20 protein-coding genes are annotated in these 23,857 nt (G+C 72.2%); 15 read left to right on the forward strand and 5 right to left on the reverse strand.

The genetic code is table 11. The features are described 5' to 3' along the window. Nucleotides 1–105: 105 nt before the first annotated feature. The 3 genes from EKG83_RS15680 to EKG83_RS15690 all read left to right on the forward strand — a co-directional run bounded on the left by EKG83_RS15680 (nucleotide 106) and on the right by EKG83_RS15690 (nucleotide 3,626). Nucleotides 106–2,382: a hypothetical protein gene (locus EKG83_RS15680; RefSeq protein WP_228122628.1), complete on the forward strand. Its 2,277-nt coding sequence runs from the start codon at nucleotides 106–108 to the stop codon at nucleotides 2,380–2,382. An 86-nt stretch (nucleotides 2,383–2,468) separates the two neighbouring features. Next, nucleotides 2,469–3,170: a hypothetical protein gene (locus tag EKG83_RS15685; RefSeq protein WP_153278145.1), complete on the forward strand. Its 702-nt coding sequence runs from the start codon at nucleotides 2,469–2,471 to the stop codon at nucleotides 3,168–3,170. A gap of 165 nt (nucleotides 3,171–3,335) precedes the next feature. Next, nucleotides 3,336–3,626, forward strand: a complete 291-nt coding sequence (locus EKG83_RS15690) for a DUF4342 domain-containing protein (RefSeq protein ID WP_051765851.1) — start codon at nucleotides 3,336–3,338, stop codon at nucleotides 3,624–3,626. Between the two features lie 65 nt (nucleotides 3,627–3,691). Here the strand turns inward: EKG83_RS15690 and EKG83_RS15695 are convergent, their stop codons facing one another. Then, on the reverse strand, nucleotides 3,692–4,639 hold the full coding sequence (locus EKG83_RS15695; RefSeq protein ID WP_033431262.1) for a helix-turn-helix transcriptional regulator: 948 nt from the start codon (nucleotides 4,637–4,639) through the stop codon (nucleotides 3,692–3,694). 60 nt (nucleotides 4,640–4,699) lie between these two features. Between EKG83_RS15695 and EKG83_RS15700 the strand changes: the two genes are divergently transcribed. The 5 genes from EKG83_RS15700 to EKG83_RS15720 all read left to right on the forward strand — a co-directional run bounded on the left by EKG83_RS15700 (nucleotide 4,700) and on the right by EKG83_RS15720 (nucleotide 8,737). Then, complete coding sequence (locus EKG83_RS15700; protein WP_033431261.1) at nucleotides 4,700–5,833, forward strand: epoxide hydrolase family protein; 1,134 nt, start codon at nucleotides 4,700–4,702, stop codon at nucleotides 5,831–5,833. 130 nt (nucleotides 5,834–5,963) lie between these two features. After that, nucleotides 5,964–6,521 (forward strand): TetR/AcrR family transcriptional regulator, encoded by a 558-nt coding sequence (locus EKG83_RS15705; protein ID WP_170191841.1) that lies wholly within the window; start codon nucleotides 5,964–5,966, stop codon nucleotides 6,519–6,521. Next, the gene (locus EKG83_RS15710) at nucleotides 6,521–7,411 is read left to right on the forward strand and encodes an aldo/keto reductase (RefSeq protein WP_033431295.1); all 891 of its coding nucleotides are present in this window, start codon (nucleotides 6,521–6,523) and stop codon (nucleotides 7,409–7,411) included. Before EKG83_RS15705 ends, EKG83_RS15710 begins: the two co-directional genes overlap by 1 nt. Before the next feature lie 20 nt (nucleotides 7,412–7,431). Further along, nucleotides 7,432–8,451 carry an NADPH:quinone reductase gene (locus EKG83_RS15715; RefSeq protein ID WP_033431294.1) on the forward strand — a complete coding sequence of 340 codons (1,020 nt, stop codon included), beginning with the start codon at nucleotides 7,432–7,434 and terminating at the stop codon, nucleotides 8,449–8,451. Nucleotides 8,452–8,572: 121 nt separating this feature from the next. After that, entirely contained in the window at nucleotides 8,573–8,737 is a 165-nt protein-coding gene (locus tag EKG83_RS15720) for a hypothetical protein (RefSeq protein ID WP_153278146.1), read from the forward strand. Between the two features lie 3 nt (nucleotides 8,738–8,740). On the opposite strand, the gene EKG83_RS15725 is transcribed toward EKG83_RS15720, so the two are convergent. The 4 genes from EKG83_RS15725 to EKG83_RS15735 all read right to left on the reverse strand — a co-directional run bounded on the left by EKG83_RS15725 (nucleotide 8,741) and on the right by EKG83_RS15735 (nucleotide 14,880). After that, nucleotides 8,741–9,919, reverse strand: a complete 1,179-nt coding sequence (locus tag EKG83_RS15725) for a hypothetical protein (protein ID WP_033431260.1) — start codon at nucleotides 9,917–9,919, stop codon at nucleotides 8,741–8,743. A 557-nt stretch (nucleotides 9,920–10,476) separates the two neighbouring features. Next, a complete protein-coding gene (locus EKG83_RS15730) occupies nucleotides 10,477–12,924 on the reverse strand; it encodes an ATP-binding protein (RefSeq protein WP_322746673.1) in 2,448 nt (815 codons plus the stop codon). Continuing rightward, nucleotides 12,924–13,244, reverse strand: a complete 321-nt coding sequence (locus tag EKG83_RS49400) for an AfsR/SARP family transcriptional regulator (RefSeq protein ID WP_322746674.1) — start codon at nucleotides 13,242–13,244, stop codon at nucleotides 12,924–12,926. The genes EKG83_RS15730 and EKG83_RS49400 overlap by 1 nt, the downstream gene beginning before the upstream one ends. Before the next feature lie 415 nt (nucleotides 13,245–13,659). Next, a complete protein-coding gene (locus EKG83_RS15735) occupies nucleotides 13,660–14,880 on the reverse strand; it encodes a glycosyltransferase family 4 protein (RefSeq protein WP_051765847.1) in 1,221 nt (406 codons plus the stop codon). A gap of 119 nt (nucleotides 14,881–14,999) precedes the next feature. Here EKG83_RS15735 and EKG83_RS15740 point away from each other — a divergent pair, with 119 nt between their 5' ends. The 7 genes from EKG83_RS15740 (at nucleotide 15,000) to EKG83_RS15770 (ending at nucleotide 23,668) form a co-directional block, all read left to right on the forward strand. Beyond that, nucleotides 15,000–15,953, forward strand: coding sequence for an NBR1-Ig-like domain-containing protein (locus tag EKG83_RS15740; protein ID WP_228122876.1), 954 nt, complete (start codon nucleotides 15,000–15,002; stop codon nucleotides 15,951–15,953). Continuing rightward, complete coding sequence (locus EKG83_RS15745) at nucleotides 15,950–16,789, forward strand: hypothetical protein (protein WP_153278148.1); 840 nt, start codon at nucleotides 15,950–15,952, stop codon at nucleotides 16,787–16,789. Before EKG83_RS15740 ends, EKG83_RS15745 begins: the two co-directional genes overlap by 4 nt. A 319-nt stretch (nucleotides 16,790–17,108) precedes the next feature. Then, entirely contained in the window at nucleotides 17,109–17,549 is a 441-nt protein-coding gene (locus EKG83_RS15750; protein WP_033431258.1) for a hypothetical protein, read from the forward strand. Beyond that, the gene (locus EKG83_RS15755; RefSeq protein ID WP_084716412.1) at nucleotides 17,536–18,960 is read left to right on the forward strand and encodes an SUMF1/EgtB/PvdO family nonheme iron enzyme; all 1,425 of its coding nucleotides are present in this window, start codon (nucleotides 17,536–17,538) and stop codon (nucleotides 18,958–18,960) included. The genes EKG83_RS15750 and EKG83_RS15755 overlap by 14 nt, the downstream gene beginning before the upstream one ends. A 16-nt stretch (nucleotides 18,961–18,976) precedes the next feature. Further along, nucleotides 18,977–21,499: a hypothetical protein gene (locus EKG83_RS15760; RefSeq protein WP_033431257.1), complete on the forward strand. Its 2,523-nt coding sequence runs from the start codon at nucleotides 18,977–18,979 to the stop codon at nucleotides 21,497–21,499. Further along, nucleotides 21,499–22,851 carry a hypothetical protein gene (locus EKG83_RS15765; RefSeq protein ID WP_033431256.1) on the forward strand — a complete coding sequence of 451 codons (1,353 nt, stop codon included), beginning with the start codon at nucleotides 21,499–21,501 and terminating at the stop codon, nucleotides 22,849–22,851. The genes EKG83_RS15760 and EKG83_RS15765 overlap by 1 nt, the downstream gene beginning before the upstream one ends. Before the next feature lie 49 nt (nucleotides 22,852–22,900). Then, a complete protein-coding gene (locus EKG83_RS15770; protein ID WP_033431255.1) occupies nucleotides 22,901–23,668 on the forward strand; it encodes a Bax inhibitor-1/YccA family protein in 768 nt (255 codons plus the stop codon). The last annotated feature ends 189 nt before the right edge of the window (nucleotides 23,669–23,857 follow it).

A 23,857-nucleotide genomic window follows, 5' to 3' on the forward strand; every position in this document is an offset into this window, starting at 1 on the left:
CATGTGCGTCGTCGAAGCGACACCATGCCCCGATTGTCGTCTTCGTCAGGGGGGCTTGCGTTGTTGTGCAGATCAGTTTTACCGATCGCGGCCGCGTTGGCCGTGGTGCTGGCGCCTGCGATGGCCACCGCGGCCGTGGGTGCGGAACAACCGAAGCAGGGCGAGAACTGCACGTTCGTCGAGGGGGAGCACACGCGTTGCGTGCGCGTCGGCATCGACCTGCCCGAGGTGCCCCGAATCGGCGGCACGGCTGCGATCGGCATCGAGGTCGCCGCGCAGGCCGGGATCGGTGAGGCGGAGGTGATCGTCGACCTGCCCGCCACGCTGAGGTGGGAGCGCGTGCCCGAGGGGTTCACCACGTCGCGGATCACCGGTGCGCCACCGGAAACCGGTGGCGTCGTGGAACGGGCTTCGGGCACGCTGAAGCTCACCGGCGGCCTGGCGGTGCGGCTGGACGCGACCGTGACGGCCGTGGCCACCGGCGCGGCGCCCATCCGCGCGGCCGTGGTGGGGGCGACGCACAGCCAGCTCGACACCGCTTCCGGGAACCTGGTCGCCACGGTGGGGCGGACGTCGGGCGAATCGTTCCAGGGGTACCGCGAAGCGGAGGTCAACGAGGTCACGGCCACACCGGCCTCCGCGACGGTCACGCGGGCCACGCCGCGCCTGCCGCACCGGTCGGTCGGCGGGGAGGGGCTGGCGAAGCCCACCGGGCTGCCGACCGACCCGCAGGCGCAGGCGTTGACCTGCGTGCGGGGCTCGTGGCAGTACCAGGACCAGAACGCCCAGTGGCACCCGTCGGCGAACTTCCAGGTGCAGCTGTGGCGGCGCACGTTCGTCGGTCCCCAGTTGCTCACCTCGGACATCACCGACGAGAACGGCGCGTACCGGGTGTGCTCGACCTCGGCGGCCGGTTCCGACGTCTACGTCCGGTTCCTCGCCGAGAACGGCAAGTGGTCGGTGGTGAACAACAACAACGACCCGTACGCGTTCGTCAGCCGCGACATCGACAACATCGGCAACGGCGCGACGGTGGACCTGGGCGCGCTCAACCCGGCCGACAACAACCTCATGCGCGCGCTGCACGCGTTCGACGAGGTCAACGACGCCAAGAACTGGACCCCCGGCGACTGCTGGGACGCCCGGCACACCAACTGCCGGGTCGTGCAGTTCCGGTGGACGCCCACGTCGACCCAGGGCCCGTTCTACCGGACCGGCGAGAAGCGGGTGTACCTGCGGGCCGACGACCCGAACTTCCGGTCCGTCGTGGTGCACGAACTGGGTCACGCGGTGATGGACGAGGTCTACGAGGACAACTTCCCGCGCGCCGACAACTGCAGCCCGCACTACCTCAACCGCGCGTCCTCCCAGGGCTGTGCGTGGACGGAGGGCTTCGCCGACTGGTACCAGGCGGCGGTGTACGACGATCCGCGCTACATCGGCGGGCCGGGCTTCGAGGTACCGCTGGAAACCCCGACGTGGGGCACGGCGGACTGGGACAACGGGGACGCGGTCGAAGGTCGGGTCGCGGGGGCGCTGGTCGACCTGGCGGACCGGGCGGTCGAGCCGTACTGGGACGCCTACGGCGAAGGAGCGCCGAACCGGCTGTGGGAGACGTTCCTCAACCACCGGTCCGCCTCGTTCAACGAGTACTGGACCCAGCGCGGCCAGGACCAGTTCGACGTGTCCGACGGTCCGCAGGGCAGCCTGTTCCAGAACACGATCGACTACGGCTACCGCAACCCGCTGGCCGACAACCAGGCGTTGACCAGGCCGGAGCCGCTGACCCCGCACAACTACCAGTTCCGGACCACGACCGTGTTCTGGTCGGCGGTGGCGGTGCGGCCACCGGCGGGCGCGCGGTACGACCTGTCGGTGTTCGACGACCGGGACCTCAGGCAGCAGCTCGCGTCGAGCACGCTCGGGCCGGATGTGGTGAACTTCGTCGCCGTCGACTCCAACCGCAGGCCGCTGGGCGACTACTACCCGCAGGTCAGGGCCGTGTCCGGGCACGGTGACTACCAGATCCAGCTGGCCCAGGGCGCGAGCCAGCTGCCGGCCGCCTCCAGCACGCAGATCACCATGGGCGCGGGCGACGTCGTCGCGGTGCGCGACGTCTGCGGTGTCACGCCGGACCAGCAGATCACGGTGACCGCCACCCCGTCGGACGGCGGCCAGGACGCGGAGCTGTTCCTGCTGGCCTCCAACCCGGACCAGCCCTCGACCTTCGTGCAGGGCCGCGCGTCGGCCGTGGCGCAGGCCACCGGGCAGGGACCGGGCCTGCCGGAAACGCTGACGCACACCGCCACGTCCTCGGGCTGCTACGGGGTCGTGCTGGTCAATCGCGGCGGTGCGGGCGTCTACACGCTCAGCCGCGGCTGATCCCGCCGGTGCCGGCCGGGACCGCATCCCCGGCCGGCACCTCCCGGAGGTGCAACCACATCGTGCGCCCTGCCCGTCCTGTGACCGTGAGACTCGTCCTCGCCGCGGCGGCGGTCGTCCTCGCCGCCTGCCAGTCCACGCCCGCGCCACCGTCCGGGAAGACCGTCGCGCTGCGCGTGGAGGTGATCGGGGGCGGACCGCTGCGGCCGGGGACCGTGACGTTCCCGGAGTTCGTGCTCTACGGCGACCGCACGCTGATCAGGGCCGACGGTGACGTGCCCGTTGAGCACCACCTGACGCGGGAGGAGTTCGACCGGATTTACGACCGCGCCCGGTCCGCCGGGCTGGAGACGGCGCGGACGTTCGACGAGCAGGCCCCCGACGCACCGGTGCTGGAGGTCGTGTTCGGCTTCGACGGCGGCCGGTCGGTCACCCGGATCACCGCACCCGACCGGGAAAGCCCGGGAGAGGCGGGTGAGGTCACGCGGGCGGTGGTGGTGGATCCGGAGCGGGACCTGTCCTCGCCCCACCAGCCCTATGCGCCAGAACGCGTCGCTGTCGTCGCGGGCACCTCGTCAGGCGCGGCGGAGGGACCGGAATGGCCACTGGAACCGCTGGCCGAAGGGGTTGCCCTCAATGGTGGGCGTTGTGCGGTCTACGACGCGGCCCAAGTCCACGAGATCCGCTCCGACACGACGTGGACGAGCCGCGGGGTGGCTTATCGGGTGCAGGTGAGACCTCTGCTGCCCGACGAGGCCGACTGCGCGGCGCTGACCCACCAGCCGTGACGGGAGGTGGGTGGACGCCGGGGCGTGGAGGCGTGTGCCGGGGTGGGGGCGGTGAGCGGTGTCAGGGGAGGAATCAGGTGGGGGTCAGGGAGACCCCTGATGGCAGGGTGCCCGATCGCGGGCAGGCTGAAGGCGTCAACAACGATCCGCTGTTCGAGGAGAGTCATGAGCGAGTCCAGGCCCGAGTCCGTCAGTACCGCTGTCGACGCCGTGGTCCACGCCGTTCGCGGGCTGGTCAGCGAGGGCGTCAACCGCCGTGTGGTCGTGCGTGACAGCAAGGAAGACGTGGTGCTGGAGGTGCCGGTGGCCCTGGGGTTGGTCGCGGTGCTGGCCGCCCCGGTGGTCACGGCGATCGGTACCGGTGTCGCGCTGGCCGGCAAGTGCGCGATTGCGGTCGAGGACCGCCGGCAGCCCGGCAGCCAGGCCGCGACCACGGTCGACAGCGAGCAGGTGTAGCCGGCGGTTGCGGGTCGATGGGGTTTCCCGCTGCATAGGAGGCTTTCCGGGCGTGGTTCCGGTGGTCAGGCGCGGGCGTAGCGCTCCGCGAGGGTGCGCAGCAGCGGCCTGAGCTCGCTGGGCGACTCGACGGTGAAGTCCATGCCCAGCATGCCGATGTAGGCGGCGATCGTGTCCAGCGAGTCGGCGCCGGTGACGAGGACCGAGGTGGTGTCGGTGACCGTCTCGACCACGCCGACGGCCGGGTGGATCCGGTCGAGGACGGCCTGGGCCGGCGCGTCGACCCGCAGGCGTGCGTGCACCCGCCAGCCGCTGGACGCGACACGGTGCATGGTGAAGCTCGTGTAGTCCTCGTCGGGCAGTGCGGTGGGGGCGAACCGGCGGTGGGTGCGCGTGCGTGGCGTGATCCAGTCCGCCCGGTAGACGTCCCACTCGCCGCTGGACGGGTCGCGGGCCACCAGGTACCAGCGCCGCTTCCAGGCGAGCAGGCGGTAGGGCTCGACGAGCAGCGCGGTGTCGCGGTAGTCGAAGCGGAACCACTCGACGTCGTGGATCGCGGTCGCGATGGTGCGCAGCACGGCGGGGTCGACCTCGGGGTCCGGGGCGTCGGTGTCGGTGTTCTCCGGCGCGTGCTCCACGACCGAGGCCAGCGCCTCCACCGTCGGCCGCAGGCGTGTCGGCAGGACCTGTTCGAGCTTGGCCAGCGCGCGGGCGCTGGCGGTCCCGATCCCGGCGATGCCGCGGCCGGCGCGCAACCCGATCGCCACGGCCACCGCCTCCTCGTCGTCCAGGAGCAGCGGGGGGAGCTTGCCGCCCGCGCCGAGCCGGTAGCCGCCCGTCGCGCCGCGGGTGGCCTCGACGGGGTAGTCGAGCGTGCGGAGGCGCTCCACGTCGTTGCGGACGGTGCGGGTCGTGACGCCCAGCCGGTCGGCGAGCTCGGTGCCGCTCCACGACGGGCGCGACTGGAACAGCGCCAGGAGCGCGAGGAGCCGTGCCGATGTGTCCGCGGTCACTACGACACCCTCCGTCTTATAGGAACGTTCCTTTCCTATATGCACTCTAGCGTCTGTGCCATGACGAACACGGAGATCCGCCCCTTCCGCATCGAGGTCACGCAGGCCGAGCTGGACGACCTGACCGGTCGCCTCGACCGCACCCGCCTGCCGCAGCCGGCGCCGGGCGACACCTGGGAGCACGGCACCCCCAACCACTACCTGCGCGAGGCCGTGGCGGCGTGGCGCGCGTTCGACTGGCGCGCCGCCGAGGGGCGCATCAACGCCCACCCGCACTTCGTCACCGAGATCGACGACCAGCCGATCCACTTCATCCACGCGGAGTCGCCGCACGAGGGCGCGACGCCGCTGCTGCTCGCGCACACCTACCCCGGCTCGTCGGTCGACTACCTCGACGTGATCGGCAGGCTCACCGACCCCGTCGCCCACGGCGGGCGCGCCGAGGACGCGTTCCACGTCGTCGTGCCGGACGCACCCGGCTTCGGCTTCTCCAACCCGGTCACCGAACCGGGCTGGACCACCGCCCGCGTGGCCCGCGCCTACGACACCCTCATGCGCGGGCTCGGCTACCGGCGCTACGGCGTCCACGGCTCCGACCACGGCGCGATGGTCGCCCGCGAACTCGGCGTCCTCGCCCCGGAGGGCTTCCTGGGGTTGCACGTGCTCCAACTGTTCTCCTTCCCGTCGGGCGACCCCGCGGAGTTCGAACGACTCGAACCGCGGGACCACGCCGCTCTGGAGCACATGCGGTGGTTCCAGAAGGTCGGCGGCTACAACACCATGAACGCCAGCAGGCCGCAGACGGTCGCGGCCGGGCTCAGCGACTCGCCGATCGGGATGCTCGCCTACAGCGAGCTGTTCAACTCCTTCGGCAACGGCACGTCCCTGGTGCCGCTGGAGACCATCCTCACCGAGGTGTCCGTCAACTGGTTCGCGAACGCCGCCGCGGGCATGGCCCGGTCCTACTTCGACAACGCGGCCGCCCCCGCCGACGGGCCCGCCCCGGTGAACGCCGCCCCGACCGGCGTGGCCGTGTTCGCCGACGATTTCCAGACCGTCAAGGTGTTCGCGGAACGGGACAACTCCAACATCGTGCACTGGAGCCGTTTCGAGAAGGGCGGCCACTTCGCCGCACTGGAGGTCCCGGAGGTCGTGGCGGACGACATCCGGACGTTCTTCACCGCGCTGCGGTGACCTCCCGGGAACGGCCTCCCGCCCCCTCGCCGGCTCCTGCCCGTCGGCTCCGGCACCGGAGGCAAACAGAGCCGCGGTTCTGCTAGTGTTCGAGCAAGCAGAATCACCGTTCTTTTTGCAGGAGGTGCGGGTGCCGCGGCTCACCGACGCGCGCAAGGAGCTCCGACGTGCGCAGATCACCGAGGCGGCGGTGCGCTGCTTCGGGCGCAGCGGCCTGGAGCGGACGTCGATCGCCGACATCACGGCCGAGTCGGGTCTGTCGACCGGATCGATCTACGCGCACTACCGCAGCAAGGCCGAGCTGGTCCAGGCCGCCGCCCGGGCCACGCTGGCCAAGCGCGCCGAGGTCCTGGGCGAGTACGCCCGGGCCGAGGACCCGCCCGACCCGGACGAACTGCTCGCCCGCATGACCTCCGCCGTCAACCCGGTCGAGGCCAGGTTCGGCGTGCAGATCTGGGCCGAGGCCACGACCGATCCGGTGATCGGCCGCATCGTCACGGACATGATCGGCCGGTTGCGCCTGATGGTGCACGACTGCGTGACGGCGTGGCTGGTCAGGGCCGAGGGCGGCGATCCGGCCGCCGCTCGGGAGCGGGCCGCGCCGATCGCACACCGGGTGATCGCCCTCTACCTCGCCGAACTGCTCCAGACCGCCTTGCGACCACCTGCCGAGGAGACCACCTCGTGATTCCCCCGACCGCTTCGTTCAACGGCCGCGCCGTCCACCGGGTGGGCTACGGCGCGATGCAGCTCGAACGCCTGCACGACCGACGTGAAGAGGCCGTGGCGCTGCTGCGGCGCGCGGTCGAGCTGGGCGTGGACCACGTCGACACCGCCGAGTTCTACGGCTCCGGGTTCGTCAACGAGGTGATCCGCGAGGCGCTGCGCGGCGAGGACGGCGTCCTGGTCGTCAGCAAGGTCGGCGCCGACCCCAACCCCGGCGGGTCGCCGCCATTGCGGTTGGCGCAGCGCCCCGAGCAGCTGCGGGCCAGCGTGGAGGACAACCTGCGCAGCCTGGGCACGGATCGCCTCGACGTGGTGAACCTCCGGCGCCTCGACGCCGGCCCCGGTCTGCGGCCGGAGGGCGACCAGGTGGTCGACGTCGACGACCAGCTCGCGGTGATGACCGCCCTGCGCGACGAGGGCAAGATCGGCGCGATCGGTCTGAGCAGCGTGAGCCCCGACGTGCTGCGCCGGGCCCTGCCCGCCGGCATCGCCTGCGTGCAGAACGCCTACAGCCTGGTCTCCCGCGACGACGAGGACCTGCTGCGGCTGTGCCTGGCCGAGGGCATCGCCTGGGTGCCCTACTTCCCGCTCGGCGGCACCTTCCCGGGCCTGCCCAAGGTGACCGACGAACCCGCGGTGCGCGCCGTCGCCGAGTCCCTGGGGGTCACGCCCGCCCAGGTCGGCCTCGCGTGGCTGCTGCACCACGCGCCGAACGTGCTGCTCATCCCCGGCACCGCCGACGCCGCCCACCTGGAGGCCAACATGGCGGTCGGCGGGATCACCTTCGACGCCGGGACGCTCGCCACCCTCGATGCCGTCGAATCCCGCTCCAGCGAAGTCCCCCTCGGATGAGGGACGGTGAGGACACCGCCGTGAAGGCCGTCATCCACCGCCGCAACGGCGGTCCCGAAGTCCTCGAACTCGTCGACCGCGACCTGCCGTCACCCGGTCCGGGTGAGGTCCGTGTCCGCGTCGCCGTGTCGGGCGTGAACCCCACCGACGTGCAGGCCCGCTCCGGCGTCGCCCGCGCCGGGAACTTCCCCGAGATCACCCCCCACCACGACGGTGCGGGCACGGTCGACGCGGTCGGTGCCGGGGTCGACCCCGGCCGCGTCGGCCGGCGGGTGTGGCTGTTCATGGCCGCGGCCGGCAGGCCGACCGGCACCGCGGCCGAGTTCACCGTCGTGCCCGCCGAGCGCGCCGTGCCGCTGCCGGACGGGGCCGGTCTCGACGTCGGCGCCGCGCTCGGCGTCCCCGCCCTCACCGCGCACCGCGCGCTCACCGTCGCCGAGGACGGGCCCCGCCGCCTGCGACCGGGTGCGCTCAGGGACAGGGTGGTGCTCGCCGCGGGCGGCGCCGGTGCGGTCGGGCACGCGGTGATCCAGCTCGCCCGGTGGGCCGGTGCCACCGTGATCAGCACGGTCAGCGGGCCGGAGAAGGCCCGGCTGGCCGGCGCGGCCGGTGCCCACCACGTCGTCAACTACCGCGAAGGCGACCCGGCCGGCGCGATCCGCGACATCGCCCCGGACGGCGTCGACGTCATCACCGAGGTCGCCCTCGGCGCGAACCTCGAACTCGACCTCGCCGTCCTCCGCCCCCGCGGCACGATCTCCACCTACGCCAACGACGGCGGCAGACCGGTCGACCTCGACGTGCGGCGGAACATGGTGCTCAACGCCCGCCTGCAGTTCCTGGTGCTCTACACCGCGGGACCGCGGGTGCTCGCCGCGGCCGTCGAGGACGTCACCGCCGCCGTCGCCGACGGCGCCCTGCCCGTCGGCGAGGAGCACGGCCTGCCGCTGTCGAGGTTCCCGCTCGACCGCACCGCCGACGCGCACCGAGCGGTGGAAGGCGGTGCTGTCGGCAAGATTTTGATCGACGTCACGGCTTGACGTGCCGATGGGACGCCCTGGTGGCAGATTTACGCTCGCGGTCCACTTTGGTCCGGCACGTGGCGCTGATCTACGTGTTCGGTGGCCGTAGCGGTGTGGTCGTCCTACCAGGCTCTGGGGCATGAGCGCGGAGCGCAGCCAGTCCTGGGTGTACTGGCCGCCGAAGACGGTGCAGTACCAGGGGGCGGCGGCCGAGATCGCCGGGTCGGGGGCCTGCGACGTGCACTTGCGGGGGCCCGCCGCGCGTGCCGACGCCGACGTGGCCCGACCCCGCGGGTGGCGGTGACCGTCATTCCCGTTCGGACTCGCTGCCGTACCGCTCGGTACCCCCGTGGGGTCCGTGGTGGCCCGGGACGGCGGTCCGGTACGTGGCCGTGACGCCCGCCCGCTCCATCTTCCCGAACAGGTTCCGCAGTACCGATTCGGCGGTCTCCCGGAACACGTCGACGTTCTTCATCAGCTCCACGGAGTAGAGGTGGCCGGGCCGCGTGGCGGTCGTCCCCTCCGGGTGGAGACCGAGGTAGCAGGTGAGGCACGGTCTCCGCGTGCCGCCGATCATCGTCGGTGGCACGCCGCCGGTGAGGGTCATGATGCGCTGTTCCGCGTGGACCTCCGGCGTCGCGTCGTCGGGGACCCTGACCTTCGTGGCGATCGCGGTCAGCACGTCGCCGTACTGTTCGCCCTCGTCGCCCAGGGCGCTCTCGGCCTTCGCGCTGTGCGCGGTCAACCGCGCGTGTTCGGCGGACCTCGTGGCCGGGTCGTCCGACGGTCTCGTCGGCGCCCCGCCCCTGCGCAGTTCCGACCCGAACCCGCGGGCGAGCGCCTTCAGGTACCCCCGGAGGTCGTTGCCCTGCCGCGCGAACGCCTGCCCGAGGGCGGTGTTGGCGGCGACGTCGTTGCAGGCGATCAGGAACTCCCCGCCGTGGACGGCGCACTGCACCTCCACCGGGTTCTTCCCGCCGGCCTCCAGGAAGCCCTTGACGACGCCGGCGAGCCAGGTGAGGGACCGTTCCTGCCCCTCCATCGCGTGGGGCCGGACGGCGGGCGTCCGGCCCGAGGCGTCCAACTTGCGCGCGGTGAAGCGCTTCCGGCGGCCCGGCCGGTCGGCCGTCCAGTTGACCTGCCAGTCGCTCCTGCCGGCGAGTTCCCGGTAGACGCCCTGGACGATCTCGTCGTACTTCTGCTGTTCGAGGGAGTCGACGGCCGCGAGGAAGCCGTCGTCCTCGTAGTCCGACTCGTCGAGGTCCATCGCCTCCCCCGCCGTGGCGCGCTGGACGGTGGCACCGCCGGCACCGGCCCGGCCGGTGATCAACCGGCTCGTCGCGGCGTTGCCGACCAGGCGTTGCAGCGCCAGAGCCTCCCGCGGCGACGCGAGGTCGTGCGGGGAGGGCAGGTCGCGGGGGCGTTCGTCGAGGTGCAGCACCGCGGCGTCCCGGTCCCGTTCGCGCTTCTCGTCGTGGTCGTGCACGAAGTCCGCCCCCCACCTCGGCGTCGCGGTCGTCCCCGATGGTCTTCCGGCCGCCCCCGTCGTGGCGAGGACCGCGAGGGCAACATCGGGGCAGATTTCGCAGGCGGGGCGGTGCCGGTGGGCTGGTGGCCCAGGCGACCGTCGAAGAACACCCACCCGCCGGCGCGGACGTCCGGCTCGGTGTACCACCGGCCGGCCGGGACGATGTGGTCCACGAGCCGGTTCCAGCCGATGCCGGTGTGCACCGCGTGGTCGTCGAACTCGCCGTGAAGACCTTCGGCCGCGATGCCGGTCCGCTCGTGCTGTTGGACGGCGGCACCACCATGCCGCCCTGGCCGGACGCGCCGTGCGAGCGACTTGCGGCGCGCCGAGGGCCGGAAGGCATCGCGCGGGACAGCACGGGCTTGGTCGAGAACCCCACGGTGTCGTCACCGCTGCCTCCCGGCACCGTTCCCGGTCGGCGAGCCAGGACTTGGGCAGGTGCGGCTGGGGCGCCAGGCAGGGGAGAACGTGCCGGTGACCCGCAGAAGGCGGCATGCGACGGGTGTTCGCGCAGTTCAGGGTTCGCCGAGTGCGTCGAGTTGCCGTTGCACCCGCTCGGCGTCGGCCTCGCGTCCCTGCTCCCGGTACAGCTCCCGCGCTTCTCGCCACACCTCGCAGGCGTGGTCGTGTTGTCCGAGGGCGGCGTAAGGGTGGCCGAGGTTGTCCAAGGTGTCGGCCATCCGAGGGGTGTGGTCGAGGGTGCGGTACAGGTCCAGGGCTCGGCGGTAGTGGCGGATGGCGGAGCGGTGGCGTCCGGTGTGGTGGTCGATGTAACCGAGGCTGTCCAGTGCGGTCGCCTCGCCGTCGTGGTCGTGGTGCTGTCGGTGCAAGGCGAGGGCGGCCCGGCAGTGGGTGCGAGCTGTGTCGTGGACGCCCAGCCTGGCGGAGTACCAGCCGACCGCGTTGAGGGCGCGGGCCTCCCACCTGGGCTGGTCGAGGGCACGGACGAGGTCCAGGGAGTGGTTGGCGTGGCTCAAGGCCCGCTGGTCGTCCCCGCGCTGCGCCCATGCCCACGAGAGGGTCAGGTGGATGAGGACCTGGTCGAGGTGGTGGCCGGCCAGATCGAGGGCTTGGTACAGGTGCTCGATCGCCTCCTCGTGGCGTCCGAGGTCGGCGTAAGCGATGCCGAGGAGACGGTGGGTGGTGGTGCGGACGGCGGAATCGGACGAGTGCGTGGCGGCGTCCAGCGCGACCCGCCACACGACGAGCTGGTCTTGGAGGTATCCCCGCCGGTACTGGAAGGTGTTCAGCGCCCAGGCCAGTTGCCACGCGGTGTGGTGCCAGTGCCGGGTGGTGGCGGTGTGCAGGGCGGCCAGCAGGTTGGCGTGCTCGTTGTCGAACCACGCCATCGCCGCCGGTCGATCGGGTAACGGGTCGATGTGGGTGCCGGGTGCGCGGGGGTCGAGCTGGAGGGGCGTGCGGTGGGGAGCCAGGAGGCGGTCGGCGGTGTGGGCGGTGTGCAGGTAGAAATCCACCACTCGCTGCAACGCTGAGACCCTCGCCGGTTCGGGGAGGCTCTGGGCGAGGGTGGCGGCGTAGGCGCGGACGAGGTCGTGCAGGGCGTAGCGACCGCCGGGATGTGGGTCGATCAGGGCGCTGTCGGCCAGTGCCCGCAACACGGCGCGCGTTTCCCGTTCCGGTAGGCCGGTGAGGTTGGTGGCGGCGGGGAGGCCGATGTCGGGGCCGGGGGCGATCCCGAGCAGTGCGAAGGCGGTGCGTTGTCGTTCGGTGAGGTGGCGCAGGGACCAGGACAGCACGGTGGGCAGGCTGGCGGTGGGGTCGTCGGCGTCGAGGGCGTCCAGGCCCGACTCGCGCAGCTCGGCGACCACCTCGCTCAAGGGTGGGCTGAACTGGGTGCGTGCGGCGACCAGGCCGAGCGCGAGCGGGAACCCGCCGCACAGCGCGATCAGCTCGGCGGTCGCGTGATCGTCGTTGGCGACGTGGTCCGGGCCGAGGGTGGCGATGAGCAGGGCGCGGGACTCGGCGTCGGTGAGCACCCCGAGGGATAGCGGGTGTGCGCCGTGCCGGGCGGTCAGCCCGTGCAGGCGGTGGCGGCTGGTGACCAGCACGGTGCACGAGTCGCCGCCGGGCAGCAGCGGTACGACCTGGTCGGTGGTGGCGGCGTTGTCCAGGACGATCAGCATGCGCTTCCCGGAGACCAGGCTGCGGTACAGGGCGCTGCGTGACTCGGGGTCGACCGGGATGCGGTCGGGGGCGACGCCGAGGGCGTCGAGGAAACCGCGCACCGCCACCGCCGGGTCGGTCGGTGTGCCCTCCGGGCTGAACCCACGCAGGTCGACGAACAGTTGCCCGTCGGGGAACCGGTCGAGGTGCCGGTAGGCCCAGGTCAGGGCCAGCCAGGTCTTGCCGATGCCTCCCGCACCGCCGATGGCGGAGATCACCGCGGTGCCCCGGTGGCCCAGGGCGGCGTCCAAGTCGGCCAGGTGTTCGGCGCGGCCGGTGAAGCACCGGGGTGGTGCGGGCAGTTGCCGGGGCACCGCCGGCGGCCGGCCCGCGGCCGTGGTGGCGTCGGTTCCCGGCGGGGTGAGGGTGGGATCGGTGGTGAGGATGCGTTGGTGCAACTCGCGCAGTTGTGGGCCGGGGTCGACCCCCAGTTCCTCCGCGAGTCGGCGTTGGACGACCTGGTAGTGCCTCAGGGCGTCCGCCTGCCGGCCGCACCGGTAGAGGGCCAGGACGAACTGTCCGGCGAGGCGTTCGTCCAACGGGTTCTCGTCGACCAGCACGGCCACCTCGGCGACCAACGCCTCGTGGTGGCCGAGACGCAGGGCGACGTCGTTGCGGTGCAGCAGCGCGGTCCATCGTTCCCGTTCCAGCGAGCGCCGCATCGCTTCCGCCCACGCGCCGTCCGCACCGCTGAGCGCCGGACCGCGCCACAGGCTCAGCGCCTCGTCCACCAGTACCAGGTCCCGCTCGTCGTGGTCCTCGTTGTGCGACTGCCTCATCAGCAGCCGGAACCTGTGCAGATCGACCGCGTTCTCGTCGACGGGCAACAGGTAACCGCCGGGCGCCGGTCGATGCGCACGCCCGGTACGTCGGAGAATGCCTGTCTGAGCCGGTAGAGGTAGCCGTAGAGGGTGGTACGAGCCTGTCGTGGCGGGTGCTCGCCCCAGACCCGTTCGATCAGCAGATCGAGCGGCTGCGGTTGGTTCGCGTCCACCAGGAGCGTCGCGAGCACGCACCGCTGCCTGGCGTGTCCGAGATCGACCGCCTCTCCCCCCACGTGCGCCTGGATCTCCCCGAGCAGTCCGAACGTCACCGCCACCGATCCTCCCCCGCCCTTCCCCGTTACAGGGGGTACCGGGTTACCGCAGGGGGCACAAGGCCGATCCCGGAACTTCCCCGGATCGGCAGCGGACAATGCGCCGGGTGCGCGGAAGCGACGACCTCGCCGCGGTCGGTCCGACGCCGAACTGCTACGGGGTGCTCAAAGGCTCCGGGGTGCGGGGGAAATTCACGTGCCGGTGTTTCCGGAAATTCGAACCCCGAGGGAAATGGGTTGTTCTCCCGTGCCAGGCCGACAGCGTGTCCGATGTGTGCGGATTTCAATTCCGGGCAGGAGGGACGGATGTGGCCGCGCCACCTCGACCACCGCGACGCCGAAGTCGGCCCTGCGGCCCTGGCCTGCGTAGCGGTCGACGTGGAGCTGCCGCGGGTTGAGTCTGCGGCACGTCGGTTGGTCAAGGGGTTGCCTCTTCGGGCTGCTGAACACCGAGTTGCCCCAACAGCGAGGCGACCGCCGAGTCCCACGAGTAGCGGCTCGCGAGGTGTTCCCGCAGTACGTGGGCGCGGGCGAATGCCGCGACGCGGTCGTCGAGCACGGCTTCGATGGCGCGTGCCCAGGCATCGGCGTCCTCGGCGTCGTCACCGGACATCGCCACGACGAACGGCCGCGCCCCGTCCGCCCCGAGTTCCTCGCGGATCAGCAGGCCGAGACCACTGGTGCTGCTGACCAGGACCGGCGTGCCCGCGGTGATCGCTTCCGCACCGGCCAAGCCGAACCCCTCGGTGCGTGACGGCATCAGCGTGAGGCTCGCGGTTCGCTGGGCGGCCGTCAGTCGCGCCCCATCGCTGGTGTACGGGCGCACGACGACGTTCAGCCCCGGGTAGCCGGCCCACCGGAGCAACTTGGACCGCACCGCCGCCGAAGTGCCGGGACGTGCTCCGCGAACCACGAATTCCAACCCGGTCGTGCCGGCCCCGCGGCGCCGCGCCACCAGCCCCACGGCTCGTGCGGCGAGGTCGAGCCCCTTGAGCGAGGAATCCTCGGTCCTTCCTGACAGCAAGATCCTCACCGGTGAGCCCGGCGGTGGTGTGCGCCGCACCGCGGGACCGCCGTCGAAGCCGGGCACGAACAGCAGGGGAGGCGGAACGTCGAACGCGGACAGCTCGGTCAGGTACCTCTCGTGCAGCACGGGCCCGATGGCGACCGCGCGATCCGCGGTCGCGGCCAGGTCGAGTTCAAGCGCGGTCCTGCGTTCGGCGCGGTCGCCCGCGTCTTCGCCGCGTCGGTCCTTGTGCCACTCGATCTCGTCCGGCGAGACGTGGAGGAAGTGCAGCCTTCTCGCGGTGGGGAAGTAGTCCTCGGTGATGCCGCGGGCCACCAGCCCGGTGAACCTGCCGTGGCCGATGACGAGGTCCGGCACGACCCCGTCGGGGAGGTGCGGGCGTCGGGCGAGGGAGAAGTCCCGGGGGCCGGGAGCCGCGGGCACGAGTACGACGCCCTGGCGCTCGGCCTCCGCGATTTCCCGGTGCGTCGCCGGGGGGACCCGGCAGAACACCTGCAGCCCCGCCCGGGCCAGCGCGGTGCAGAACCTCTGGTTGAGCATGTCGATCCCGCCGGTCTGCGAGTACCAAGCCGTGCCGACGGAGAGGACGGTGACATCCGGTCGTGTGCTCATGCCCCACAGCGTGCGGTGCGGGTATTTTTCCGCGCGAACGTAACCACACGGGGACGGTGCCGATGAGTCCTGGCAGCCGGGGTAGACCCAGAGCCGTCGCGTCCACGCACATGGTCGTGATGAAGGAGCTGTCCGCGGCGATGAGGCAGCTGCGGTCGGCTGCCGGGTGCGAGCGGCTGGAGGACGCGGTGGAGGTGCTCAACGCCACGATCGCCGAGCTGTACCCGGAGTCCGCTCGTTCCCGGCAGGCCGGGGGCACTTCGTCGCTGCCGCACCCGGTCACGGTGCGGTACGTGTCCGGCATCGAGACCGGCAACACCACCAAGGCCCCGGTGCCCGCCTGGCTGCGGTCGGTCACCGCGTACCGGCGTGAACAGCTGCGCGGGAGTCAAGTCCCCGCCTGGCTGGTGCACGCCTACGACGTCGCGTTCCTGGCTGATGGCTACCTCGTGGACATGTACCGGTGGGCGGTGTCGCTGCAGGCCGACCAGTCCGCGGACCCGCCGCGCGCTCCCGCCTACGCCCGGTTGGCGCAGATCGGCCCGGACGGGTTCGACGCCGAGGTCGCGATGTTCCTCGACGGCCCCGAGACCATGCGCGTGGCGGTGCGGGACATGAGCGCGGCGATCCGCCGCTACCCGAGCGCCCCCACCTCGGCGACGGACTGGCTGCCGGACCACGAGGACCGCTGCGGGAACGTGGTCAACCCGGAACGCGACCTGCCCGAGGGGGTCGTGGTGCTGCCCGGAACGTTCGTCCTGGGGTGGTGGCGGCTGCGCAACACCGGTGTTCGGCCGTGGAAGCACAAGGTGCTCTACCGCGCGGGGGGCGGGGACGCGGGCCTGCGCACACCGCCGTTCGTGCCGGTGCCGGACGCGCCACCGGGCGGTGAGGTCGACATCGCGGTGCCGATCCGCGCGCCGCACCACCCCGGCACCTACCGGTTGTGCCTGCGGCTCGGCTGGCCCAACGGGGTCTACTGCTACCCGAGCACGCTGATCGGGGCGATCATGACCCTCGTCGTGCTGCCCGAGCAGTACGCCGGCTGCGGAACACCTTGGCGGACCACATGACCGAGCACGCCTCGCTCCTCGTCGACACCCGCAGGGGACTCGGGCTCTCGCTCGCCGGGTTCGCACGACACCTGCAGGACCGCTCCGGGCCGACGTTGACCCGTCAGCGGCTGAGCAGGCACGAGCAGGGCAGTCCGGTACCGGAGCGCCTCCTGCGCGCCATCGCGGAGACGTGCGCGGCCGACGACGCGCTCGACCCGGTCCTGCGCACGCGGTGGCGACGCCTGCTCAGCGGACCGGAACCGGTGATCGCGGCCACCGACCACAGGCGGCGGTTGCACGAGCTGACCTGCCGGCTGCCGGGGAACCCCAGGTGGCCGCTGTTCCGGCAGCTCGCGCGTGAGCACGGCGCGGACCTCGACGCGCTGCTCGCCGGAGCGCGCGACCTCCTCGCGATGCCACCGCGAGACGACTGGCGACCGGTTGAGGGCGACGCTGTCACAGTGGTGGAGCAGGAGAGCGCGCTGGGCGTCGCGCTGGTGCGCGGGGAGCCATTCGTGCTGGTCGCGACGTTGCGCAACAGCGGCACGGTGCCGTGGCGCCAACGGCTGCTCACCAGGTTGGGGCCACCCGTCACGTCCAGTCTGGCGTTCACGCCGCCCGTGCTGCCGATCCCGGACACGCGGCCGGGGGAGACCTGCCGCATCACGATTCCCGGCCGCGGGCCGTGGTTTCCCAACCAGAGCCTCGTCACCTACGTCATGACGTTCCCCGACCTCACGCCGTGCCTGCCCGGGAGCCTGATCCTGTTGGTCGATGCGAGCACCCGGGACGACGTGGTGACCCACCCGGTCCCCGTGGACATCACCACGCGTTTCCGCAGTCTGCCGAGCTGATCCCCCACGTGGTCCGGCCGGTGCTCTCCCGTGCCGTCCGCTCGATCAACGCCACCACGTGGCGGCCTCGTGCCGTAGCACCGCGCCCGACGATCATGCCCCGGAAGCCCAGGGGCACGATCGCCGCAGCTCGGCGTCCCGGGGCGGGGTTCCGGCACCCCGCACCGCACGGGGATTGGCAACCTCGATCCACGTTCCGCGGGTGATCGTAATTCCTTTCGAAAAGGAATGTGCGGCTTGCTCGACTTTTCCTTCGCGGTGATCCGCTATTGATATGCTCAATTCGGGGAAGCTTTCTCGTCCGCAATAAGGAGGAGAGTTGGCGGAGTCGGTCGTCGGGGTGCTGCGCGTGACCAGCAGCAGGTACGCCGCCCATCACCCGGCGTGGCTGAGGCAGGTGGACGATCTCGTCGAGCAGTTGCGCGGGGTCGCGGCGGCCGGTGATGACGACGAGGGCGTGGTCCTGCGCGTGGAGCCCGACCTGTCGGAGCCGCCGCCCGACCCGGCCGGCAGCAAGGGGTTGGTGGAGGTCTCCGCCCTCGTGCTGGCCTCCGCGCAGGTCATCCGGTCGGCGGCCTGGGTGATCCGGGAGTGGGCGAAGGTGGACGCCGGGCGCAAGGTGTCGTTGAGGATCGAGCGGGACGGGCGCGAGATCGTGCTGGAGGGCATTGGCGAGCGCGGGGTCGAGGCGAGTCTGGAGCTGCTCCGCTCCGAACTGGAGTCCGGGGCGGAAGTCGAGCGCCGGGATGACGTCCGATGACTTCAGGTCGACCGCTTTCAAGGCTTTGGCGGTCGGCAACGCCCACTTCCCGGAGGATCCCCACCGGCTCGGTCGCCTGAACGGCCCGCTGAACGACGTCGATGCGGTGTGCGAGGCCCTGTCGGTCCCGGGCACGGGGTTGTTCCACTGCGAACCGCCTCTCAAGGACTCGGCTGCGCAAGCGGTGCTCGACGGCGTTGACCGGTTCTTCACCGAGGCCCAGCCTGACGACTGCCTGCTCCTCTACTACAGCGGCCACGGCAGGGTCGACGTGCACGGCGACTTCTACCTCTGCGCGCGCGATACCGACAGCGGCAAGTCGCTCAGCACGCCCAGGGTCACCGGTGAGCAGCTGCGCAAGATCGCGTTCAACTCGCCGGCGATGCTCAAGGTCATCGTGCTGGACTGCTGCTACGCCGACCGCTTCACCGCCGCCTACGGCGACCGGCAGTACGTGCTGGCCGCGACCCGGCGCTCCGGCAACCCGCTCGTGCCCGACGCACCGGGTCCCGACGAGCTGAGCCCGTTCACCGCTGCATTCGTAGCGGCCTTGGGCCACGCCGGGCTGGACACCGACCATGACGGTTTCATCACCGCGCACGACGTCGCACGGCACATCTGCGACCTCGCCGCCGAAGACCCGGCGGTGCCGTTCGCCGACGAGCAGTGGCGCGGCAGCGGCATCGTGCCCATCGCGCGGTCCCGGCCCGTGCCCGTCGCGCGACCCTCGTCCCGGCCCGTTCGGAAGCCGCGCGACCCCCGGGTCGGCCGGCCGAAGACCGCTCCGCCGGTGCGCCCCGGTGTGCTTCCGGACCTGGTGCCTGTGCCGCCCTCGGGGAAACCGCAGTTCCACCTGAGCCGTCACCTGGTCACCAATGGCCAATTCCACGCTTTCCTGCTCGACGCCGGCAACGAGCGCTGGCATCCCGAGGCCGTGCGACGGGACCCCGCCGCGCGGGACTACCTGCGGTACTGGGACGGCCTCGACGTCGCCCCGGACCAGGAGCGCCACCCCGTCGTGGCGGTCACCCCGGACGCCGCCGCCGCGTACGCGGCATGGGCGGGGCGCCGCCTCTCCCGGCCGCTGCGACTGCCCCGTGCCGAGGAGTGGGAGCGCGCGGCAGCCGCCGGGCGCGACGGCGACTGGGCCGCCGAGGACGTCCGGTCCGGCAGGGTCTGCTTCCGCGGCACCGCGCAGGGTGGGCTGTCGGACGTCGACGACCTCGCGCCGAACCCGTACGGGCTGAGCGACCTGCTGGGCAACGCGTGGGAGATCTGCGTCGACGGGGCAGGCCGACCCGTGCTGCGGGGCGGTGCCTTCGACACGCCCGCCGGCCGCCTGCGTGACGAGGTCCCCCTCCCGCCGGACGCGCCCTGCCGCGCGGACACCGGCTTCCGCTGCGCTTGTTGAGGAAGAAGGTCCGGCTATGACCGAAGGCGTGTTCGACGAGTTGTTCCTCAAGGCCCCGTTCGCCTGGGAGCCGGAGGAGGCCGAGCGGGTCAAGCAGGAGTTCCGCGACACTCGGCCCGCAGCGCAGCTGCCGGTCGTCTCGGGGCTGTGGCAGTACTGGCGGCAGCGGGCGGCCGACGCGTCGCTGTTCGACGACCCGGACGAGGACCTGGCCCTGGTGCTCCACGCCAAGGCGTTAGGGCTGGACGTGCCGGTGCCCGACCCCGAGGAGCCGCTCGCGGCGCTGCTGGGCCGTGCCGAGGACCCCGAGGAGTGCGGGCCGCTCGTCCCCGAGCCGCTGTCCTGGGGCCCCAGGGCGGCGCTGGCCAGGCAGGTGCGCGCGGTGTTGCCGGGCAGCCTGGTGCGGGTCTGGGTCGTGGTGGACGACCAGGGCCCGGTCGAGGTGCTGGCCGTGGGCGAGGGGCTGCCCGACATCCGCCAGCACGTGGTGCAGTCGGCGCTGATCACGTCCCTGCGCGTCAACGGCCTGGTCGACCCGACCTCCGGCCCCCAGGTCGAGGACTTCATCGGCGTCGGCCTGACCCACGTCTCGGCCGGGCTGGCCGGCCGGGACTCCGCGGTCAGGCTGCCGTCGGTGTTCGACGCCCGGCGTGCCGCGGTGGGGGACGCCGCCACGCCGACCGCGCGCGGCCTGGTGCGCGAACTGGTCAACGGCCTGCGAGCGCTGCAACGCGAGACCAACCTGGTCGAGGTGGTCGAGGTCCGCCGAGCCGACGTCACCGCGTTCGGCCAGGCTGTCCGCGACCTGGCCGACCGGGCGGCCGACCACCCGCACAAGGCGTTCCTGCGGCCCGCCCGCGCCGACACCGACGGCGGGGGAGTGGTGGCGCTGCTGCCCTGCCTGCGCACCACCCGCTCCGGCGGCCCCGGCGCGAGCGTCCACGTCGTGCTGCACCCGGACCTGCTCAGCAGCGAGGCGTACCGGGACCTGGAGGAGGCGCACCAGCGAGTGCTGGCCCGGCGGTTGACGGTGGACGCCAAGCTCCGTCGCGACCGCATCGAAGCCGACATCAAGTGGCTCACCGCCGACTTGGAGTCCTACGAGCGTGCGACCAAGGAGGAGCGCGTGCTCAAGTGGGACCCCACGGTCCTGCTGGTGGAGAAGTTCGACGAGCTGACCGGCACGGTGATCAAGCTCGCCGAGCCGGAGGAGATCGACGTCGACCTGTACTACACCAACAACGTCCCGCAGCTGATCAAGAGCCGCGAGGTCTGGCGCAAGCGGCTCGACGAGGTGGTCACCAACCTCGACGCGGCGGCGGGCAAGCCGCACGCCCCGGCACGGCAGCTCGCCGCGGGCCGGTTCCTCGACGCGGTGCTGCGCGACGTGGTGCCCGACGAGAGCCCGGCCGTCGAGGTCGCGTTCCTGCGGTGGCGTGACCAGGTCGCGCCGATGCTGCGCCACGAGTGGCGGCGGGCGCTGCGGGCCCAGGGCATCGACCCCTCCGACGTGTTCACCCGGCACACCGCCTTCCTCACCCGCTACCTGCCTTCGGTCGAGGGTGACGAGGCCGCGTTGTTCGTGCAGCCCTACTCCGTCGTGGACGAGCACCTGTCGGCGGTGCTGGCAGACGCGCGGCGCGGCGTGCTGGTGGTGCGCGACGCCACCGACCACGCCGTGCCCGAGCACGACGGGACCGACACCCCCGAGGCGCGAGCGCAAGCCGAGGTGGCCTGGGCGGAGTTGGCCCGGCTCGGCGACGACCCGGGCACCGACGAGCGGACGTTCAACGCGGCGTTCCTCGACGCCCTGCGCGCCCACCCCCGCCACATCGCCCGGCGCATGACCGAGGAACTGCACCCCGGGGACCCCGGCGCGGCCGAGGCCGAGACCATCGAGGACGAGCTGCGCCACGCCGCCCGCGCCATGTCGCTGGGCGAGGGCATGGACCGGGCCCGCAGAGCCATGCGCGCGTCCGCGTTCGTCACCGCCCGCCTGAGCCTGGACGGGGTCCGCGCGGACCCGCACTGGGAGGCGCGGGCGTGGCTGCTGCGGGCGGTCGTCGAGTGCGCCGCCGCCGACCTGGTCACGGCCGACATCCCCGGCATGTTGGGCAGCCAGATGCCCGGCGTCCCGGCCGCCGCCTTGCGTGCCCTGGACGAGGCCGTGCACCTGGACGCGGCCTACACGACCGAGTGGCTGGCGACCCTGCCGGAGGTGGACCTCGATCGCGGCATCCGCAGGCTGTTCCACGGCATCCCCAGGATGCGCGCGAGCACCACCGACCGAGAACGCGCCGTGTGGCTGTTCCGCGGCGCGGTGGAGGCCGCCCGCCTGGCTCGGCAGCTCGACGAGGCGGGCGAGGAACTGCCCGAGGACGAGGAAGCGATCGACACGGCGCTGGTCAAGCTCGGCAAGGCGGTGGAGGACGTCCTGGTCGGTCCCTACGTCGGCGGCGTGCACAACGAAGCCGACAGCCTGCTGGAGGTGCTGACCGGCGAGGAGCCGCCCAAGTACGGCGGCAGGACGGGAGCCTGATGGAACACGAATTGTACGTCGTGGCGCTGGTCAAGTCCTCGGAGCGGGCTCGCGCGGCGGTCGGCGGCATGGCGCGCTCCGACCTGCTGCGCCACCTCGCCTCCACCGGGCGCACCGCGGAGGAGTGGGCGGAGCTGGCGGCCCGCATCCGCGCCGAGTTCACCCCGCCGCAGCTGCCCGCCGCGCTCACCGGACAACACCTGCGTGCACTGCTCGGCACCAAGGCCACCGAGGTGCTGGCCGAGGTGCTGGGCTGCCCCGCGCCCGACGTGCACGAGACACTGCTGGACGCCGAGCGCCTGGAGTGGGCGCTGCGCGACTCCGGCAGCACCCGCCGCACCATCAGGGACGCCGAGCGCCTGATGATGGAGCTGATCCCCCGCTTGCCCCGGCTCGCAGCCGCGCACGCCCTGTCCTCCGGGGACTGGGGCTGGTTCGTCGAGCGCCACGGCTGGCTCACCGGGCACGCCGTCCGCCGCCTCACCGCGCACGCCAGGCGCCGCGGCTGGCCCGCCGACGCCCGACCCGCGCAGGTCCTCGCCGCCGTCCTCGACGAGGTGGACGGCCCGCGCACCGAGGTCCACGACTCCGCGCGGTTCGACAGCCTCGCCCTGATCGAGCTGCGCCGCCGCATCGGCCTGCTCACCGAGCAGCTGCGCGACGACGCCCTGTCCCGCGCCGAGGAGGCCGCGCTGCTGGCACCGGACCTGACGAGCGTGGCCCGGCTGCCCGCGTGGCTCCAGCTCTACGAGCACAACGCCGTCGCGATCGGCCTGCACCGCCTGTTCACCGGCGCCACCTCGCTCGCCGAACTGCTCCAGGGCGCCTACTCCGAACCGCCGCCGGTCGTCGGAGATCCCGTGCCCGGCAAGGGCTTCGGCATCGAGAACGAGATCGCGTTCGGCGTCTTCAAGCGTCGCGTCGCCTTCGACGTCACCTGCGAGGTCGAGGGGCACACCGGTCCGCAGGTCGTGCTGCGCTGCCGCGGCCTGCCCCGGGACGCGCACCAACCCGTGCGGACCAAGATCCTCCAGCTGCGCGGCTCCGACCTGTCGCAGATCGGCTCCTCGATCGGCGAGCGCCTGCTCAACACCAGGGTCGCCCAGCACCACGGCCTGCACGGCCGGCTGCGGCTGGCCCTGCACCAGCACGGCACCGAAGCCGTCCAGGCGGTGCTGCTCACCGGCATCCGCCGCCCGATCACCGTCCCAGCGCCGTGGTGCGACCACCTCACCACCACGCTGCCCTTCGCCGAGCCACCTGCGGGCGACACCGGTTTCGGTGATGTGCGCGAGGTCAACCGGGCGCTGCGCGACAGCGCCGGTGACCGGCGGGTCGAGGAGGTGACCTGAGCGGCCGCGGACAGCCGCACCCCACCGACACCCCACGACGGAGGCGAGCGTGCGCACGACCACCAACCCCCCGATCCGCAGCCTGCTGAGCTCCACCCCGGCCGCGTCCGCCAAACCCGGCAAGGCGGCGCCTGCCCGACACCCCGCGTACCGGCAGATCGGCCGCGGCCGCGGGATGACCACCGACGACGTCGTCACCAAGACCGCCGCCGTCCTCGCCTCGACAGTGGCCTCGACGGTCGTCACCCTCCAGGTCGGGAGCTGGGTCCCGGTCACCGTGGCGCTGCCGGTGGCGCTCGGGTTGGCCGTCTACCTCACTTTCCGGCCCAGGGACAGCGCCGTGCTCGCCCTGCTCTACGCCGTCGCCCAGGGCGTGGTGCTCGGCACGACGACCCGGGTGTCCGAGACGGTCGCACCAGGTGTGGCCATGCAGGCCGTGATCGCCACGATCTCGGTGTTCGTCGTCGTGCTCGCCGTCTACAAGCTGCGGCTGGTGCGGCTGACGACCCGGCGCGTGAAGTGGTTCATCGTCGTCCTGGTCGGATTCCTGCTCACCGTCCTCGTGGACGTCCTGCTCGGGTCCGTCGTCGGTGTGGACCTCGGGCTGCGCGACATCGGCGTCATGGGTGTGCTGTTCTCCCTGCTGTCCATCTGCCTCGCCGCGTTCAGCTTCCTGCTCAGCTTCGCCGCGGCCGATCGGATGATCAGGGACGGCGTGCCGGCGTCGTGGGCGTGGTACCTGGCGTTCGGGCTGGTGATGACGCTTGTCTGGCTCTACACCGAGATCCTGTGGTTGCTGACGAGCGCGCGGTTATAGGCCAGGGCTGAGCTGGTCGGACGCCCGATGGTGCCCGGACGCGGAACCGAAGGCCGCACCTGCCGAAGATGAGGCGTTCGCTGCTCTCGGCGGTTGAACCGCCCCGGCTTTGACGGGGATGACGCGCCGTGGGTCCCGCGGAGTCGGTTCACCGGTCACGCCACCGGCCCGGTGGTCGGCGGCTCCGGG

This window comes from Saccharothrix syringae (assembly GCF_009498035.1).
In the GTDB taxonomy this organism is placed as follows: domain Bacteria; phylum Actinomycetota; class Actinomycetes; order Mycobacteriales; family Pseudonocardiaceae; genus Actinosynnema; species Actinosynnema syringae.